Origin of the sequence: Nocardioides sp. JQ2195 (genome assembly GCF_012272695.1) — a bacterium.
GTDB lineage: Bacteria > Actinomycetota > Actinomycetes > Propionibacteriales > Nocardioidaceae > Nocardioides.
Genome location: NZ_CP050902.1, coordinates 1,833,957 through 1,850,628, shown reverse-complemented (window position 1 = coordinate 1,850,628; position 16,672 = coordinate 1,833,957). Strand labels below are relative to the sequence as shown.

Here is a 16,672-nt window from a genome sequence, read left to right as displayed (position 1 = left end):
GACGTGGCCACTCGACCCGGTGAGATCGCCCTCCTCGTGAACCCGTCCTCCGGCAAGGGCAAGGGGGCACGGTTCGCTGCCGTCGCCTCGCCACGGCTCCGCGAGGCCGGCTTCGGGGTCCAGGTGCTGACCGGCAGGAACGGCGCCGAGGCGGAGGACCTGGCCCGCACGGCCGTGGCCGGCGGCTGCGGTGCCCTCGTGGTGTGCGGGGGAGACGGGCTGGTGCACCTCGCCGTCCAAGCCCTCGCCGGCACCGACACCCCGCTGGGCATCATCCCCGCGGGAACCGGCAACGACGTGGCGCGCTACCTCGGCATCTCGCGCAGCGACCCCAGGGCCGCCGTGGACACCGTCGTGGCGTCCCGTCGTCGCCGGCTCGACCTGGCCCGTTCCGGGGAGAGGCACTTCGTCACGGTGCTCGCGGCCGGCTTCGACGCGCTGGTCAACGAGCGGGCCAACGAGATGACCTGGCCGCGCGGGCAGATGCGCTACAACCTCGCCACCCTGGCCGAGCTGCGCACCTTCACCCCGATCCACTACACGTTGGAGCTCGACGGGGCGAGCCACCAGCTCGACGCCATGCTGGTGGCCGTGGGCAACGGCCCCTCGTTCGGCGGCGGGCTCCGGATCACCGAAGGAGCACTCCTCGACGACGGCTTGATCGACGTGGTGGTCATCAGGCCGATGTCGCGTCCGCAGCTGGTGCGGACCTACCCACGCCTGTTCAACGGCACGCACACCGGGCACCCGTCCTACGAGCACCACCGCGTACGTCGGGTGACGGTGGCAGCACCGAACATCGTGGCGTATGCGGATGGCGAGCGCTTCGGCGCGCTGCCCCTGACCATCGAATGTGCACCCCTTGCGCTTACGGTGATCGCATGAAGCACCCACTGCTGCGGGAGTTCGCCGACCTCTACGACTTCCCGCTCGATGACTTCCAGCTCCGCGCGTGCCGCGAGGTCGAGGACGGCAAGGGGGTCCTGGTCGCGGCGCCCACGGGTTCCGGCAAGACCATCGTGGGGGAGTTCGCCGTGCACCTCGCGGTGCAGTCCGGCCGCAAGTGCTTCTACACCACCCCGATCAAGGCGCTGAGCAACCAGAAGTACGCCGACCTCGTCGCCCGCTACGGACCCGACAAGGTCGGGCTGCTCACCGGCGACAACACCATCAACGGTGAGGCGCCGATCGTGGTGATGACGACCGAGGTGCTGCGCAACATGCTGTACGCCGGCTCACGCACCCTGGTCGGGCTGGGCTACGTCGTGATGGACGAGGTGCACTACCTGGCCGACCGCTCGCGCGGTGCCGTGTGGGAAGAGGTGATCATCCACCTGCCCGAGAGCGTCTCGGTCATCTCGCTGAGCGCGACCGTCTCGAACGCCGAGGAGTTCGGCGAGTGGCTGGCCACCGTTCGGGGTGACACGACCACCATCGTCGAGGAGAAGCGGCCGGTGCCGTTGTTCCAGCACGTGATGGTCGGCAAGAAGCTGCACGACCTCTTCGCCGACGAGGAGGAGCTGGCCCAGGCCGGCTTCGCCCAGGAGGGAGCGGAGGTCAACCGCGAGCTGCTCAAGGTGGCCCGTGACGACTGGGCGGCGACCCGGTTCAAGGACCGCCGCGACAAGAAGGGAAACCGCGGCCGGGGGTCCCGCCCCCAGGGACGGCGGCTCTACCAGCCCACGCGCTTCGACGTGGTTGCCGAGCTCGACGCCGAGGGCCTGCTGCCCGCGATCGTGTTCATCTTCAGTCGGGTCGGCTGCGACGCAGCGGTCCAGCAGTGCCTGAACGCCAACCTGCGTCTGACCACTCCCGACGAGCGTGACGAGATCTTCGCCTTCGTGGAGGAGCAGTGCTCCGACCTGCCTCCTGACGACCTCGAGGTCCTCGGCTACCACCAGTTCCTCGACGGGCTGACCCGCGGCGTGGCCGCCCACCACGCCGGCATGCTGCCCCGCTTCAAGCAGTGCGTCGAAGAGCTCTACCTGCGGGGGCTCTGCCGCGTCGTGTTCGCCACCGAGACGCTCGCGCTCGGCATCAACATGCCGGCGCGCACCGTCGTGCTCGAGAAGCTGTCGAAGTGGAACGGCGAGGCCCACGTCGACCTGACCCCGGGGGAGTACACCCAGCTGACCGGCCGCGCGGGGCGCCGGGGGCTCGACGTCGAGGGCCACGGCGTCGTGCTGTGGCAGCAGGGGATGAATCCACGTGAGGTGGCCGGTCTGGCCTCCACGCGCACCTATCCGTTGCGCTCGTCGTTCCGGCCGTCGTACAACATGGCCGTCAACCTCGTGCACCAGTTCGGCCGGGAGCGGTCGCGCCAGCTGCTCGAGTCCTCGTTCGCCCAGTTCCAGGCCGACAAGGCCGTGGTCGGTCTGGCCCGCAAGCTGCGCAAGAGCGAGGACGCACTCGACGGCTACGCCGAGGCGGCGCAGTGCGACCGCGGTGACTTCATGGAGTACGCCGCCCTGCGCCGCAAGCTCTCCGACGTCGAGAAGGGCGCAGCCAAGGCCCGTCGCCGCGACCAGCGCGACGCCGCGCTCATCTCGCTGGCCGCGCTCAGGCCCGGCGACGTGATCGTGGTGCCCAACGGCAAGTTCGCCGGCCACGCGGTCGTGATCGACCCGGGGCTGTCGCGCGACGAGCCCCGCCCCTACGTCGTCACCGCGGGGGGCCAGGCCCGGCGACTGCAGATGATGGACTTCGCCACGCCGGTCGAGGCCATCGACCACATCCGGGTGCCGCGCAACTTCAACGCGCGCAACCCGCAACAGCGGGGCGACCTGACCTCGACCCTGCGCAACAGGACGCGTGGCTTCCAACCACCGCCCCCCTCACGGCGGAGCAGGTCGCCCCACAGGGATGGCTCGGCGGAGTCGAGCGTCGAGGCCGAGATCGCGTCCCTGCGTCAACGGATGCGCGAGCACCCGTGCCACGACTGCCCCGATCGTGAGGAGCACGCACGCTGGGGCGAGCGGTGGTTCAAGCTGCACCAGGAGTCCAACACGCTCAAGCGTCGGGTGGAGAACCGCACCAACACGATCGCCCGGCAGTTCGACCGGGTCTGCGACGTCCTCACCGCCATGGAGTACCTCGACGGCGACGAGGTCACCGAGCGTGGCGTCCACCTGCAGCGCATCTACTCCGACATGGACCTGGTCGCCGCCGAGGCGATCCGCACCGGGCTGTGGAACGAGCTCGACGCGTCGGAGCTCGCCTCCGTGCTGTCGGCCCTGGTCTTCGAGGCACGGCGCCCCGACGACGCCCGTTCGCCGAAGATGCCGGTCGGCCGGATCCGCGACTCGTTGCGCGACCTCGTCCACCTGTGGAGCGACCTCGACGAGCTCGAGCGCAGCAACAGGCTCGACTACCTGCGCGAGCCCGACGTCGGGTTCGCCTGGGCCGCTTGGCGCTGGGCCGAGGGTGATGCGCTCGACGACGTGATCAGTGGCATCGACCTGGCCGCCGGCGACTTCGTGCGGGTGATGAAGCAGCTGCTCGACCTGGCCATCCAGGTCGCCCACGCCTCGGCCGGCACACCCCTGCGTGCCGTGGCCCTCGAGACCGCCGACCGGCTGCGGCGCGGTGTGGTGTCCTACTCGTCGGTGGCCGGCACCGACTGACCCGCGCCACCCCGGGTTGCTGAGGCCCGGGCGACCTTCCGGTTCGCGATCAACGCGACCACGGCCCGCGACCCGACCAGGAACACCCCGAGCACCACGGTGGCGACGACGATGAACGAGAACGCGGTGCCGGCGCCGCTGAGCTGGCGCAGGACCATGCCGAGCAGGACCGTCGAGATCCACACGGTGATGCCGGGGCCGATGGCGACCGCTTCTCGCCGCCCGAGCTGCCTGACCAGGATCCACCCGAGAAGTGCTCCGACCAGGAACGGCCACGCGGTACCGAGCACCCCCAGGACGACGTTGCCCCTGTCGTGCTCGGCACGACCGAGCGCGGCGAAGAGCAGGATCAGGACGAGGTCGGCAACCAGTGCCTTCAGGGCGCGTGGAGACATGGCTCCAACCTATCCCTGGAGCGCCTCGACCAGTCGGACCGCCGAGCTCCCGAGCCCCCACCGCTGGTCGAGCTCGATGACGCGCTCGGGGTGCGCGGGAGTTCGCGGCAGGGTCAGGTCGACGTCGCCGATGTCGAGATCACGGCGTACGGCGACCACGGTCGGTGCCACCTCGAGGTAGTCGAGGGACGCCTTGATCTTGCCGCGCGGACCGGGCCCCATGTCGGACTCGGGATCCTGGGCCGCCGCGGCAATCGTCTTGATGTCGACAAACCGACCGAGGAGCGTGGCAGCGGTCTTGTCGCCCACGCCCTTCACTCCCGGCAGACCGTCGGAGGTGTCACCGCGCAGGGTCGCGAAGTCGGCGTACTGGCTCGCCTCGACGTCGTACTTCGTGCGCACCCAGGCGTTGTCGACACGCTCGTGCCTGCCGACGCCGCGTGCCGTGTAGAGGACGCGCACCTCGGCCTCGTCGTCGACGAGCTGGAACAGGTCACGGTCCCCGGTGACGATGTCCACGGGCATCCCGGCCTCGGTGGCCAGCGTGCCGATCACGTCGTCGGCCTCCATCTCGTCGGCACCGACGATCGCGATCCCGAAGGCCTCCAGCATGTCGACGATGATGGGGATCTGCGCCTCCAGCGGGTCCGGCACCTCCTCCACGTCCGGAGCCGGTCCCGGCACCACCTCGACCACCCGGTGCGCCTTGTAGGTCGGGATGAGGTCGACCCGCCACTGCGGTCGCCAGTCGTTGTCCCAGCAGCAGGCCAGGTGCGTCGGCTGGTACTCACCGACCAACCTGCTGATGAAGTCCATCAGGCCGCGCACGGCATTGATCGGGGTGCCGTCGGGGGCCCTCATCGAGTCCGGAACGCCGAAGAACGCCCGGAAATAGAGGCTGGCGGTGTCGAGGAGCATCAATCGCTGCGTGGTCACGTGGTGAAGTCTCTCAGGAGGGGCCGCGGTTTTCGCTACGCTGCCCCGGTGGAAGAAACCGATCGCCTCATCCTGACCCTGCTGGCGGCCGACGGGCGGATGTCCTACACCGACCTCGGCAAGGCGACTGGGTTGTCGACCTCGGCCGTGCACCAACGGGTCAAGCGGCTGGAGCAGCGCGGTCTGATCAAGGGCTACGGCGCCACGATCGACCACGACCAGACCGGCCTTCCCCTGACGGCGTTCATCTCGATCACACCGATCGATCCTTCGCAGCCTGACGACTACCCGGACCGGCTGGCCGACATCAGCCAGATCGAGTCCTGCTGGTCGGTCGCGGGCGAGGAGTCCTACATCCTCAAGGTGCGGGTACCCACGCCTGCCGACCTGGAAGACCTCCTGGCAAGGATCCGTGGGGTCGCGAACGTCTCCACACGCACCACGATCGTGCTCTCCACGCCCTACGAGAACCGCCCGGTCTCCGGCTGAGGCCGCAGCCGGTCAGCGTCAGCTCACGTCGGTGCCGTCGTACGCCGCTTGGAGCTCGGCCAGGTTGAACTTGCCGTTGGTGGACAGCATCTTGGCCATGAAACGGGCGACCGCTGCGGGATCACCGGTCGTGTAGTCGGACAGGTTCTCGGGCCCGACCTGCCAGGAGAGGCCGTACTTGTCCTTGAGCCAGCCGCACGGCTGCTCCAGCCCACCTTCGACCAGCCCGTCCCAGACCCTGTCGATCTCCGCCTGGTCAGCGCAGCGGACCTCGAGCGAGATCGCCTCGCTGAAGGTGAACATGGGGCCGCCGTTGATGCCGACGAAGCGCTGGCCCATCAGCTCGAACTCAACGGCCATGGCGGTGCCCTCCTCACCCATCTGGTCAGCGCCGTAGGTCACGACGTTGAGCACCTTGCCGTCTCCGAGCACCGAGATGTAGTGCTCGATGGCTTCCTCGGCATTGTTGTCGAACCAGAGGTTCGTGACGATCTTCTGCATGACGATGTCCTCTCGCGGGGTTGGTGGGAGGGTTGACCCGCGCAGCGCCACGAACTCATCGGGACCTCGCGGATCACACCACTCTTCCCGGCACCCGGGCCTGAGGACAAGCGGACCCGGGTGCCGAGCCTCAGTGGGCCTGGAGGGCCGCCGTGCGCCGGGACGCCTCCGCCACCTCAGCCGCCTTCAGCGCGGACTCGTCGAGGTTGCCGTGCTCGGCCCACCACTCCTGGCCCTCGAGCGGCAGGGTGTGGATCGGGTCGTAGTAGTGGTACTCCCGGGACAAGGCGTCTGCATCCGTGGCCTCGATCGAGGTGCGGTAGTTCTTCGTCCATCCGGAGATGCCGCGCACCTCGTCGTACGACGCGAGCTGGTGCACCCAGCGCTTGCCGACGAACGGGACGTCGCAGACGATGCGCGGCGTCGCGAAGCCGGGGAGGTAGCCCATGATGTGGTGCTGCAGGTGCTGGGCGTCCTTGACCGAGACCCGCCAGTGCTCGGAGTAGGGGATCATGTCGCACATGTAGAAGTAGTAGGGCATGATCTGCGCACCGTCGAGCAGCGTGAAGCACAGGTCGAGCAGCGCGTGGGGGTCGGCGTTGACGCCGTTGAGCAGCACCCCCTGGTTGCGCACGTCGCGGATGCCGGTCTCGAGCATCGCCTTCGACGCCTTGGCGACCAGGGGGGTCACCGAGTTGGCGTGGTTGACGTGGGTGTGGATGGCGATCGAGACGCCGCGCTTACGGGCGATGGTGGCGACGCGCTCCATGCCGGCGCGCACCTCGTCCTGCAACCAGTGCTGGGGGAGACCCATCAGCGCCTTGGTGGCCAGGCGGATGTCGCGGATGTTCTCGATCTCGAGGACACGGGTGAGGAAGTCCTCCAGTCGCGGCCAGGGCATGTTGGCCACGTCACCGCCGGAGACGACGACGTCGCGGACCTGCGGGGTGTTGCGGAGGTACTCCATCATCGAGTCGAGCCGGTCGACGGGCTTGGCGGAGAACTTGAGCTTCTCGATCACCGGCGTCGAGTTGCCGACCAGGTCCATGCGCGTGCAGTGCCCGCAGTACTGCGGGCAGGTCGGCAGCAGCTCGGCCAGCACCTTGGTGGGGTAGCGGTGGGTCAGCCCCTCGGCCACCCACATGTCGTGCTCGTGCAGCGAGTCGCGCGTGGCGTGGGGGTGGGAGGGCCAGTCGGTACGCCGGTCGGAGAAGACCGGGAGCATGTAGTGGCGCACCGGGTCGGCGTAGAAGGCATCGGTCAGCGAGCCCGGCCCGGCAGGCTGGACGTGCGGCGCCATGGTGTTCATCATCTGCGGCGGGACCAGCATCGACATGGTGGCGCGCTCGGCCTGGTCGCGCTCGAGGTCGGCGTAGAAGCGATCGTCAACGAGGTCTCCGAGCAGCTCGCGCAGCTGCTTGAGGTTCTTCACGCAGTGCGAGCGCTGCCACTGCACCGACTCCCACTCATCGCGGGTGACGTCCTTCCACCCGGGAAGACGCGTCCAGTCGGGCTCCACGAGCTCGGTCCTGCGGTAGGGGTACGGCTGACCGGTCTGTCCCTCGATGAGGGATGCGATCGAGGTCTCGATGCTCATCGGCTTGCTCCTGTCGGGTGCGACGTCGTGGTGCGCGGCGGGTCGTTTGTGTGACACGCGCCTCTTCTGTCAGAGTAGGTGGAGATCGTACGGCGAATCAAATGCCACGCCGCAAGATTTACGGCGCAGGGCAAAGAGTGAGGGAGGACACCCCGTCATGTCGGGCACGAACAGCGATCCCAACGGCCTCCACCGGGTCCTGGACGAACGGGTGGTGCTGCCCCAGGCAGCCCAACGCCTCGAGACCCGGCGCGAGCTGTGGCCCGACGAGGTGCGGATCCGTGTCGAGAAGCTGAACCTCGACGCCGCCTCCTACCGCCAGCTGGAGCGCACCCACACCGGCCCCGGCGGCGAGCCCGACGGCGACGCGATCCGTGCCGCGGTCCTCGACATCGTCGCCACCCGCGGCAAGATGCAGAATCCCGAGACCGGCTCGGGCGGCATGCTCATCGGTGTCGTCGAGGAGGTCGGACCCACGTCCGCACTCGGTCTGTCGGTCGGCGACCGCGTGGCCACCCTGGTGTCGCTGACCCTGACCCCGCTGGTCATCGAGGACCGGCTCGCCGCCTGGGACGGGCTCGGCGAACAGGTCCCCTGCGACGGGTACGCCATCCTCTTCGGTCGCTCGATCGCGGCCGTCCTGCCCGACGACCTCGACCACGACCTCGCGTTGTCCGTCATGGACGTGTGCGGTGCGCCGGCGCTGACCAGCCGCGTCGTCAAGCAGTACGACGCCCCGACCGTCGCGGTGATCGGCGGGGGCGGCAAGAGCGGCTCCCTGTCCTTGGCGGCAGCCCGCCACGCCGGTGCCGCACGCACGATCGGCGTCGTCCCCACCGAGACGGAGGCGGCCCGTCTCAAGGCGGCCGGCCTGGCCGACGAGGTCGTGCTCGCCGACGCCCGCGACCCACTGGCCCTGCGCACCGCCGTCACCGCCGCCGGAGGACCAGCCGACGTGACCGTGGTCTGTGTCGACGTGCCCGGCTGCGAGGGTGGCGCGATCCTCTCCACCGCCGACCAGGGCACGGTGATCTTCTTCAGCATGGCCACCTCGTTCTCCGCCGCGGCGCTGGGCGCCGAGGGGCTGGCCGCCGACGTGACCATGCTGGTCGGCAACGGTTACGTGCCCGGCCACGCGGCGTACGCCCTGGACCTGCTGCGTGCCAACGCCGGGGTCCGCGAGCTCTTCGAAGGAAGGCACTGATGACCGCCAATCGACCCGGCATGCTCGACCTGGACCCCGCCGTGATCGCCAGGGCTCGCGCCCTGGCCGCCACGGTCGGGGCGCCGATCGTCGAGATGACCAAGCGCCACACCACCGTCTCGGTGGAGCGGGCCATGCTTCGCCTCGGCGGGCTCGAGGGCGCCGACGCCGACGGCACACCGTGGGTGAACCTCCTGCTCGACAGCGTCCGGGGTGACGTGGGCCTCGAGCACGGCGTCGCCCTGCCGGTGTGGGACGCCCTGCTCCGTGGCGAGGCCGAGGACCTCGCCACGCTGGCCCAGAAGGCCTCCGCCGGTTCGGTCCGCTTCCGGCTGCCCGAGGGCGCCGAGGCCACGTCGGCGGCGCAGGCGTCGCGCCAGCAGGTCGCCCACGGCGTACGCCGCATGGACCAGCGCCGCGTCGAGCGGGAGCAGCTGATCCGCGACGTCGGTGACGCACCCCGCAAGCCGTGGATCTACCTGATCGTGGCCACCGGCGACATCTACGAGGACGTCCCGCAGGCCCAGGCAGCCGCCCGTGAGGGCGCCGACGTGATCGCGGTGATCCGCTCCACCGGCCAGTCACTGCTCGACTACGTCCCCGAGGGCGCGACCCGGGAGGGCTTCGCCGGAACCTACGCCACCCAGGAGAACTTCCGCCTGATGCGGGCGGCGCTCGACGAGTCCAGCCGGGAGCTCGGCCGATACATCCGGCTGACGAACTACGCGTCCGGGCTGTGCATGCCCGAGATCGCAGCGCTGGCCGGCATGGAGCGCCTCGACATGATGCTGAACGACTCGATGTACGGCATCCTCTTCCGCGACATCAACCCGGTCCGCACCTTCGTCGACCAGCGGTTGAGCCGCCAGATCCACGCCCGCGCCGGCATCATCATCAACACCGGCGAGGACAACTACCTCACCACTGCCGACGCGGTCGAGGCTGCGAACACCGTCACCACCAGCCAGCTGCTCAACGAGTACTTCGCCCGGGAGGCCGGGCTCGACGACTGGCAGCTCGGCCTGGGACACGCGTTCGAGATCGACCCCGAGGTCCCGGACTCCTTCCGGCTCGAGCTGGCCCACGCGATGCTGGCCCGCACCCTGTTCCCGGATGCTCCGCTGAAGTGGATGCCGCCGACACGGCACATGACCGGCGACGTGTTCCGGGGCTACCTGCTCGACGGCTTCTTCAACCTCGTCGGCGCGATGACCGGCCAGGGCATCCTGCTGGTCGGCATGATGACCGAGGCCGTGGTCACCCCGTGGCTCTCCGACCGCGACCTGGCGCTGCAGAACGTGCGCTACGTGATGAACGCGGCCGGCAACCTCCACGAGGACTTCCGGCCCGCGCCCGACGGCTTCATCGCGAACCGCGCCAAGCAGGTGCTGGGGGAGTCGATCGACCTGATGGAGAAGATCGTCGCCCACGAGGACGGCCTGCTCGACGCGATCGCGGACGGCACGTTCGGGCTGATGAAGCGGCCCTCCGACGCCGGCCGCGGGCTCGACGGGGTCGCCGAGAAGTCCGACGCCTACTACAACCCGGCCACCGACCTGCTGGAGGAGAACTCATGAGCCCGACCACCACCGGGTCGACGGAGCCCGGCAAGCTGATCCGCCCCTACGGCGACACCACGGGCGACGGCATGGTGCAGATCTCGTTCACCCTGCCGATGCCTCACTCCAAGGTCGCCGAGGGGGCCGCCGAGCAGCTGGCCAACAAGATGGGCATGGAGCCGGCCCTGGTCGCGCACGCCAAGCCGATGGGACCCGACTTCACCTTCTTCGTCGTCTACGGCCGGGTCAACCACCTGGTCGACCCGAGCAAGGTCGAGGTGGTCGAGCGTGACTACCCGCTGCTGACCCCCAAGGAGGTCAACGCGACGGTGAAGGAGTCCCTGCGCCGCCGGATGGTGGTGGTCGGCGGTTGCATCGGCACCGACGCGCACACGGTCGGCATCGACGCGATCATGAACATCAAGGGCTTCGCGGGGGAGAAGGGGCTGGAGTACTACCGCGAGCTGAAGGTCGTCAACCTCGGCGCCCAGGTCTCGGTGCCCCAGCTCGTCGACCGGGCCCGGGCCGAGAACGCGGACGCGGTGCTGGTCTCCCAGGTGGTCACCCAGCGCGATGCGCACATCCTCAACACCCGGGAGATGTCGGCCGCCTTCCGCGAGTCCTACCCGGCCGCCAAGCGGCCCGTGCTGGTGGTGGGCGGTCCGCGCTTCGACGAGAAGATGGCCGGTGACCTCGGGGTCGACCGGGTCTTCTCCCGCGGCACCACTCCCGGCGAGGTGGCCAGCTTCCTCGTCCACCGCATCCTCAACCGTCCGGAGAACCGGACCCGACCGAAGCAGGCCTCATGAGCATCGAGCCCGGGCTGAAGGTCGTCCACCGCCGCTACGTGCCCTACTCCCACGCGCACTACGCCGGCAACCTCGTCGACGGCGCCTACTCCTTGGCAGCCTTTGGCGACGTGGCGACCGAGATGTGCATCCGCACCGACGGTGACGAGGGCCTGTTCGCCTCCTACTCCGACGTGCAGTTCCGCGAAGCCGTCCGCGCCGGCGACGTCCTGGAGATCACCGCCGAGCTCATCAAGGCCGGCACCCGCTCCAGGGTCATCCACTTCACGGTGCACGTCGTGGCGCGCGGGGCGGCAACCGAGGCGCGACCCGGTGCTGCCGCCGTGCTCGAGCCGCCGCTGCTCGCCACCGAGGCCACCGGCACCGTCGTGGTTCCGCCACGCACCTCGACCTGACCGCCATCGCGCACTAGCCGACCTTCTCGGCGTGTCTGGCACGACACGCCGAAAGTCATCGAAATTGGTGAGACTTTTTTGTCGGCAGGCCACCCCGCGCTGACCTGCGACAACACGCATCCCTGCAGGTCAGCGGCTTGTTGACAGGTGCCCGAGGGATGGGTGAAGGTTCGGGAGTCCGTCCATGCAGATCGTGATGGAGGACCGGCGTCCAGGTGGTCGTCGTGGACGGTGTGAGCACCACGCGCCGGACCCGACGGCTCGCGGAGGTCGGTACCGCCGCTCGAGGGCGGATGCGGGAGGGCCACGCGCTCCGTAGACAACTTCGCATCGTCGGCCGCCAGTCGTCGGTGAGGAGGTCCGAAGGGTTCGTCGGCCCTTCCGCGCCTGCATGATCCTCCCCGGTAGCCTTGCCGCGTGATCCGCATCCTGCTCGCTCTGCTCAGCGGGATCGCGTTGGGACTGGCCTTCGAGCCGGTGGCGGTGGTCGCCCTGCTGCCGATCAGCCTCGCCACCCTGCTGTGGTGTGTCCGTCACCAGCGCCTGCGGTGGAGTGCGTTGCTCGGACTGGTGTTCGGGCTGGGCTTCATGCTCACGCTCCTCTTCTGGCTCCGCGTCATCGGGGTGGATGCCTGGTTGGCGCTCTCCGGCTTCGAGGCCCTCTACTTCGCACTTGCCGGTGCGGGGCTGGCTGCGGTCTCCCGGCTTCCCGGCTGGCCCTTGTGGTCGGCACTGGTCTGGCTCGCGGTCGAGACGCTGCGCGGCGCGTGGCCGATGAGCGGGCTGACCTGGGGGAGGGTCTCCTTCGCGACCATCGACACGCCGTTCGAGCGTTGGTTCCCCTGGATCGGCGCCAACGGCGTGAGCCTCCTCGTCGTCCTCTGCAGCGCGGTCCTGCTGTGGTGCCTCCAGCACCTGAAGGAACGCCAGGTGCTCGCCGGAGGCGTGCTCAGCGGCACCGTGCTGGCCGTCGCCCTCCCGTGGTTCGTCCCGATCCAGTCCACCTCCGACGAGCGCGTCACGGTGGCCGTCGTGCAGGGCAACGTGCCGGGCAGCGGCGACGACCTGCTTGCCCACTACCGCGAGGTCACCACCAGCCACATGACCGCCACCCAGGAGCTGGCCGAGCGGGTGGCGGCCGGCCAGGTGGACCAGCCTGACTTCGTGGTCTGGCCGGAGAACTCGACCGCCGTCGACCCGTTCCGCGACGGCTCCACGGCACAGATGCTCTCGATGACCTCCAGCATGATCGGAGTACCGATCCTGGTCGGTGCCATCGTGGATGCCCCGGACGACCGGAACGTGCTCAACCAAGGCGTGGTCTTCGACCCCGTCACCGGTGCGGGCGATCGCTACACCAAGCACCACCCGGTGCCCTTCGGCGAGTACATCCCCTATCGCCAGCACTTCGGCACCGAGAACTTCGGACGCCTCGCCATGGTGCCACGCGACATGCTCAGCGGCACCGGCGTCAATCCGCTGCGGATCGACGGCACCGAGGTCGCCGACGTGATCTGCTTCGACGTGGCGTACGACGACACGATCACCGCCCAGGTGCGCCATGGGGCCGAGCTGGTCGCCGTGCAGACCTCGAACGCGATGTTCATCCACACGGGGCAGATCGAGCAGCAGTTCGCGATCAGTCGGCTGCGCGCGCTCGAGACGGGACGCACCGTGGTCGTGGCCGCGATCAACGGCCGCAGCGGGGTGATCGGACCCGACGGCACGGTGATCTCCGCCATCGAGCCGCGCACCCGCGACGTGCTCGTCCAGGACGTGCAGCTGGCCGCGGGCGTCCCGCCGTCGATGGTGGTCGGGCCGTGGCTCGGACGCCTGGCCGTGCCGCTCGCCCTCGGTGCCGCCCTGTTCCCACTGCTGTCGTATCGTCTGCGCAAGAAGAAGGCGTCGGGTTCCGCAACCTCGGAAGACCCCGAGTCCGCCGTTGAACAAGGGGAGAACGCGTGACGTACGACGGACTGGGCCGGGTCGTGATGGTGATCCCGACCTACAACGAGTCGCTCAACCTCGAGTGGATCGTGGCCCGCCTGCGCAAGGCACAACCGGGCGTCGACGTGATGATCGTCGACGACAACTCGCCCGACGGCACCGGCGACCTGGCCGACAAGCTGGCCGCCGCCGACCCCCAGGTCTCAGTGGTGCACCGCACCGAGAAGGCCGGCCTCGGAGCGGCCTACCTGAACGGCTTCCGCGTCGCCCTCGACGCCGGCTACGACGTGATCGGCGAGATGGATGCCGACGGGTCGCACCAGCCCGAGCAGCTGCACCGCCTGTTGGACGCACTGCGCGACGCCGACCTGGTGATCGGGGCCCGCTGGATCCCGGGCGGGTCCGTGGTCAACTGGCCGAGGTCACGCGTGCTCCTCTCGCGTGGCGGCAACCTCTACGTCCGGCTGCTGCTCGGCGTGAGGATCAAGGACGCCACCGCCGGATTCCGGGTCTTCAGGCGTGCCACCCTCGAGGCCATCGACATCGACACCGTGGAGTCCACCGGCTACGTGTTCCAGACCGACATGGCCTGGCGCACCCTGCAGGCCGGCCTGACCGTCCGCGAGGTGCCGATCGAGTTCATCGAGCGTGAGCGCGGCGACTCCAAGATGAGCGGTTCCGTGGCCAGCGAGTCTCTCAAGCGGATCACCCGCTGGGGCCTGCACGAACGTCGGAACCGGATCAAGCGCCGGTTCGGCCGCGGGTGAGCGCGCCATGACCAAGCGCCGCCGGTTCCCGACCTGGGTCATCGCCGTGCTGTTCTTCGGGATCCCGCTGCTCGAGCTCTACGTCCTGATCCAGGTCGGCCAGGTGATCGGCGTCGGCTGGACGATCCTGCTGCTCATCGCCGACAGCCTCTTCGGAGGATGGCTGATCAAGCACGAGGGGGCGCGCGCCTTCAGGGCGCTCAACGCGGCGCTCTCGAGCGGCCGGATGCCGGCCAAGGAGCTGGCCGACGGCATCCTGATCCTGACCGGCGGCATCCTGATGCTCTCGCCGGGATTCGTGCTCGACGTGGTGGGGCTGCTGCTGATCCTGCCGCTCACGCGTCCGGTGGCGCGCAGGGCGTTGTCCGCCTTCATCGGGGCACGGATGGTCACCACCCTGCCCTTCGGCCCGGGGCCCTCAGCGCCCAGGAACGACAACCGCCCCCGACCCGGCTCGCAAGGAACCGTGGTCGAGGGCGAGGTCGTCGATGACGACCCACAGGCCTGAAGCCAGTCTCAGGCCGTCGTCTTCTTCTTCCTGCTCTTGCTGGCCCGGTGCAGGTGCGCCGGACCGATCTCGCCACCGCGAAGCAGCTCGAGCCGCTCGCTCAGGATGTCCTCGAGCTCCTTGATGGAGCGACGCTCGAGCAACATGTCCCAATGGGTGCGAGCCGGCTTCTCGGCCTTCGCCTCAGGAAGGATGCCGTCGATGTTCAGGGCCACGGCCCCGCACTTCGGGCATTCCCAGTTGGCCGGGATGTCCGCCTCGACGGACATCGGGACCTCGAACTCGTGACCCTGCGGGCAGGCGTAACCGACCTGCTGACGTGCCGCGAACTCGATGCCGCGCTCGTCCTCGAAGCTCTGGCCTCCGAGCCGGGCTCCACGCAATGTGCGCTCCGCCATGAGCTACCTCCGATTAAGTCGTTTTTCCTTGCTCGTGGATGGGACGGTGTTCCTTCGGGAACATGACGCGGACCAACTAGGTCGTGCGTCACCTTCGCGCGAACGCGTCCACCCCCTCCAACGTACGACGCGGGCCAAGGATTCCGTCAGGCGACGAATGTGGTCGAACCCACGTCATGGAGTTTCAGATGACTGAAGGCTCAACGTTACCGGCTTCACGGATCCCGCGGGCAGTGTCCACCTTCATCAGCAGAAGTCCACCGATCAGGAAGAACGCGATCAACGCGAAGATGGCGGGCCGGTAGGAGTCGGTGAGCTGGTAGACGAGGCCGAAGGTGAGCGTGCCGAACCACGACGTGCCGCGATCCATCGCGTGGTAGAAGCTGAAGAACTCACCCTCGCGCCCCTTGGGGATCAGCAGGGAGAAGTAGGACCGGGCCAGCGCCTGGGTGCCGCCGAGCACCAGGCCGATCGCGAATCCCATCACCAGGAACGGCACGATCTGGTCCTTGGGCAGGACCAGGGCCACCGTCACGATGCCCATCCAGATCCCGAGTCCGGTCAGGATCACCTTCTTGGCGCCGTACTTCTCGGCCGCCTTGCCGAAGACGAGGGCCCCGATGAAGGCCACGAACTGCACCATCAGGATCGTGCCGATCAGCACGGAGGTGCCGAAGCCGAGCTGCTCCTTGCCGTAGATGGACGACGAAGCGATCACGGTCTGGATGCCGTCGTTGAAGAACAGGTAGGCGCCGAGGAAGGTCAGCGCCATCGGATAGTTCTTCATGTCCTTGAGCGTGGCCCACAGCTGGCCGAAGCTCTGCGAGACGATGCCGCCCTCCTCCGCGACCACGTGCATGGGCTGGTGGTTCTTCAGGCGCAGGTAGGGGATGAACGTGAACGCTGCCCACCACACCGCCGCCGAGAGCATCGACAGGCGCACCGAGAAGCTCTCGGACATGCCGAAGGTGTCGTGGAACAGGAACATCACCAGGTTGACCACGAGCAGCAGTCCGCCGCCGAGATATCCCCAGGCCCAGCCCCGGGACGAGACCCGGTCGCGTTCCTCCTCGGTGGAGATGAGCGGCAGGATCGAGTCGTTGAAGACCGTTGAGGCCCCGAGGCAGAGATTCGCCCCGATCACCGCGATGGCACCGATCTGCCAGTTCTCGCCCTTGCAGAAGAACAGGAGGGAGGCGAAGGCCGCTCCGGTCCAGGCGAAGGCGGCCAGCATGCCCTTCTTGTTGGCCGTCCGGTCGGCCACCGCACCGAGCAGGGGGAGGATGATCGCGGACAGGATGGTGGAGAAGGTGACGAGATAGGACGGCAGCGCACCGGGGGCCACCGAGAGGCCGAGCACGTCGACCCGGTTGTCGACCGCGGCGTTCTTCGCGATCTCGATCAGGTAGGGGCCCAGCATGACGGTCGAGACCGTCGTCACATAGGCCGAGTTCGCCCAGTCGTACCAGTACCACGCCTTCTGCTCCCGGGCCCTGGCCAAGGGCCTCAGGTCCGCGATGCCGGTGACTCCCTGGTCAGCCATC

At 68.8% G+C, this 16,672-nt stretch carries 16 protein-coding genes; 10 read left to right on the top strand and 6 right to left on the bottom strand.

Annotated elements, in window-relative coordinates:
* The first annotated feature begins 3 nt into the window (after positions 1-3).
* Positions 4-885 (top strand): YegS/Rv2252/BmrU family lipid kinase, encoded by an 882-nt coding sequence (locus ncot_RS08810; RefSeq protein WP_168617276.1) that lies wholly within the window; start codon positions 4-6, stop codon positions 883-885.
* Positions 882-3,623 (top strand): DEAD/DEAH box helicase, encoded by a 2,742-nt coding sequence (locus tag ncot_RS08805; protein ID WP_240938138.1) that lies wholly within the window; start codon positions 882-884, stop codon positions 3,621-3,623. The genes ncot_RS08810 and ncot_RS08805 overlap by 4 nt, the downstream gene beginning before the upstream one ends.
* On the opposite strand, the gene ncot_RS08800 is transcribed toward ncot_RS08805, so the two are convergent.
* Together ncot_RS08800 and ncot_RS08795 are read right to left on the bottom strand one after the other, a co-directional pair.
* Positions 3,596-4,018: a DUF3054 domain-containing protein gene (locus ncot_RS08800; protein ID WP_168617274.1), complete on the bottom strand. Its 423-nt coding sequence runs from the start codon at positions 4,016-4,018 to the stop codon at positions 3,596-3,598. The genes ncot_RS08805 and ncot_RS08800 overlap by 28 nt on opposite strands.
* A 9-nt stretch (positions 4,019-4,027) precedes the next feature.
* The gene (locus ncot_RS08795) at positions 4,028-4,954 is read right to left on the bottom strand and encodes a 5'-3' exonuclease (RefSeq protein WP_346766637.1); all 927 of its coding nucleotides are present in this window, start codon (positions 4,952-4,954) and stop codon (positions 4,028-4,030) included.
* 48 nt (positions 4,955-5,002) lie between these two features.
* Between ncot_RS08795 and ncot_RS08790 the strand changes: the two genes are divergently transcribed.
* Entirely contained in the window at positions 5,003-5,443 is a 441-nt protein-coding gene (locus ncot_RS08790; RefSeq protein ID WP_168617273.1) for an Lrp/AsnC family transcriptional regulator, read from the top strand.
* Between the two features lie 18 nt (positions 5,444-5,461).
* On the opposite strand, the gene ncot_RS08785 is transcribed toward ncot_RS08790, so the two are convergent.
* Positions 5,462-5,944 carry a VOC family protein gene (locus ncot_RS08785; RefSeq protein WP_168617272.1) on the bottom strand — a complete coding sequence of 161 codons (483 nt, stop codon included), beginning with the start codon at positions 5,942-5,944 and terminating at the stop codon, positions 5,462-5,464.
* A 130-nt stretch (positions 5,945-6,074) separates the two neighbouring features.
* Positions 6,075-7,541 (bottom strand): lysine 2,3-aminomutase, encoded by a 1,467-nt coding sequence (locus ncot_RS08780; RefSeq protein ID WP_168617271.1) that lies wholly within the window; start codon positions 7,539-7,541, stop codon positions 6,075-6,077.
* A 157-nt stretch (positions 7,542-7,698) separates the two neighbouring features.
* On the opposite strand from ncot_RS08780, the gene ncot_RS08775 reads away from it, so the two are divergent.
* From ncot_RS08775 to ncot_RS08745, 7 genes are all read left to right on the top strand, one after another.
* Complete coding sequence (locus ncot_RS08775) at positions 7,699-8,745, top strand: L-erythro-3,5-diaminohexanoate dehydrogenase (RefSeq protein WP_168617270.1); 1,047 nt, start codon at positions 7,699-7,701, stop codon at positions 8,743-8,745.
* On the top strand, positions 8,745-10,322 hold the full coding sequence (locus ncot_RS08770; RefSeq protein ID WP_168617269.1) for a lysine 5,6-aminomutase subunit alpha: 1,578 nt from the start codon (positions 8,745-8,747) through the stop codon (positions 10,320-10,322). Before ncot_RS08775 ends, ncot_RS08770 begins: the two co-directional genes overlap by 1 nt.
* Positions 10,319-11,113, top strand: a complete 795-nt coding sequence (locus ncot_RS08765) for an OAM dimerization domain-containing protein (RefSeq protein ID WP_168617268.1) — start codon at positions 10,319-10,321, stop codon at positions 11,111-11,113. Before ncot_RS08770 ends, ncot_RS08765 begins: the two co-directional genes overlap by 4 nt.
* Positions 11,110-11,508, top strand: coding sequence for a hotdog fold domain-containing protein (locus ncot_RS08760; protein ID WP_168617267.1), 399 nt, complete (start codon positions 11,110-11,112; stop codon positions 11,506-11,508). Before ncot_RS08765 ends, ncot_RS08760 begins: the two co-directional genes overlap by 4 nt.
* 417 nt (positions 11,509-11,925) lie before the next feature.
* Positions 11,926-13,473, top strand: coding sequence for an apolipoprotein N-acyltransferase (gene lnt, locus ncot_RS08755; protein ID WP_168617266.1), 1,548 nt, complete (start codon positions 11,926-11,928; stop codon positions 13,471-13,473).
* Between the two features lie 26 nt (positions 13,474-13,499).
* A complete protein-coding gene (locus ncot_RS08750; RefSeq protein ID WP_168619252.1) occupies positions 13,500-14,222 on the top strand; it encodes a polyprenol monophosphomannose synthase in 723 nt (240 codons plus the stop codon).
* A 7-nt stretch (positions 14,223-14,229) separates the two neighbouring features.
* Positions 14,230-14,730 carry an FxsA family protein gene (locus ncot_RS08745; RefSeq protein ID WP_168617265.1) on the top strand — a complete coding sequence of 167 codons (501 nt, stop codon included), beginning with the start codon at positions 14,230-14,232 and terminating at the stop codon, positions 14,728-14,730.
* Between the two features lie 8 nt (positions 14,731-14,738).
* On the opposite strand, the gene ncot_RS08740 is transcribed toward ncot_RS08745, so the two are convergent.
* Together ncot_RS08740 and ncot_RS08735 are read right to left on the bottom strand one after the other, a co-directional pair.
* Complete coding sequence (locus ncot_RS08740; RefSeq protein WP_168617264.1) at positions 14,739-15,128, bottom strand: RNA polymerase-binding protein RbpA; 390 nt, start codon at positions 15,126-15,128, stop codon at positions 14,739-14,741.
* 184 nt (positions 15,129-15,312) lie between these two features.
* Positions 15,313-16,671 (bottom strand): MFS transporter, encoded by a 1,359-nt coding sequence (locus tag ncot_RS08735; RefSeq protein WP_168617263.1) that lies wholly within the window; start codon positions 16,669-16,671, stop codon positions 15,313-15,315.
* Position 16,672 lies beyond the last annotated feature (1 nt).

Excerpts from the sequence above, each read along its gene's own strand:
- ncot_RS08805 (WP_240938138.1), top strand. The coding sequence starts at position 882 with ATGAAGCACCCACTGCTGCGGGAGTTCGCCGACCTCTACGACTTCCCG.
- ncot_RS08800 (WP_168617274.1), bottom strand. The coding sequence starts at position 4,018 with ATGTCTCCACGCGCCCTGAAGGCACTGGTTGCCGACCTCGTCCTGATC.
- ncot_RS08785 (WP_168617272.1), bottom strand. The coding sequence starts at position 5,944 with ATGCAGAAGATCGTCACGAACCTCTGGTTCGACAACAATGCCGAGGAA.
- ncot_RS08780 (WP_168617271.1), bottom strand. The coding sequence starts at position 7,541 with ATGAGCATCGAGACCTCGATCGCATCCCTCATCGAGGGACAGACCGGT.
- ncot_RS08775 (WP_168617270.1), top strand. The coding sequence starts at position 7,699 with ATGTCGGGCACGAACAGCGATCCCAACGGCCTCCACCGGGTCCTGGAC.
- ncot_RS08770 (WP_168617269.1), top strand. The coding sequence starts at position 8,745 with ATGACCGCCAATCGACCCGGCATGCTCGACCTGGACCCCGCCGTGATC.
- ncot_RS08765 (WP_168617268.1), top strand. The coding sequence starts at position 10,319 with ATGAGCCCGACCACCACCGGGTCGACGGAGCCCGGCAAGCTGATCCGC.
- ncot_RS08760 (WP_168617267.1), top strand. The coding sequence starts at position 11,110 with ATGAGCATCGAGCCCGGGCTGAAGGTCGTCCACCGCCGCTACGTGCCC.
- ncot_RS08750 (WP_168619252.1), top strand. The coding sequence starts at position 13,500 with ATGGTGATCCCGACCTACAACGAGTCGCTCAACCTCGAGTGGATCGTG.
- ncot_RS08745 (WP_168617265.1), top strand. The coding sequence starts at position 14,230 with ATGACCAAGCGCCGCCGGTTCCCGACCTGGGTCATCGCCGTGCTGTTC.
- ncot_RS08740 (WP_168617264.1), bottom strand. The coding sequence starts at position 15,128 with ATGGCGGAGCGCACATTGCGTGGAGCCCGGCTCGGAGGCCAGAGCTTC.
- ncot_RS08735 (WP_168617263.1), bottom strand. The coding sequence starts at position 16,671 with ATGGCTGACCAGGGAGTCACCGGCATCGCGGACCTGAGGCCCTTGGCC.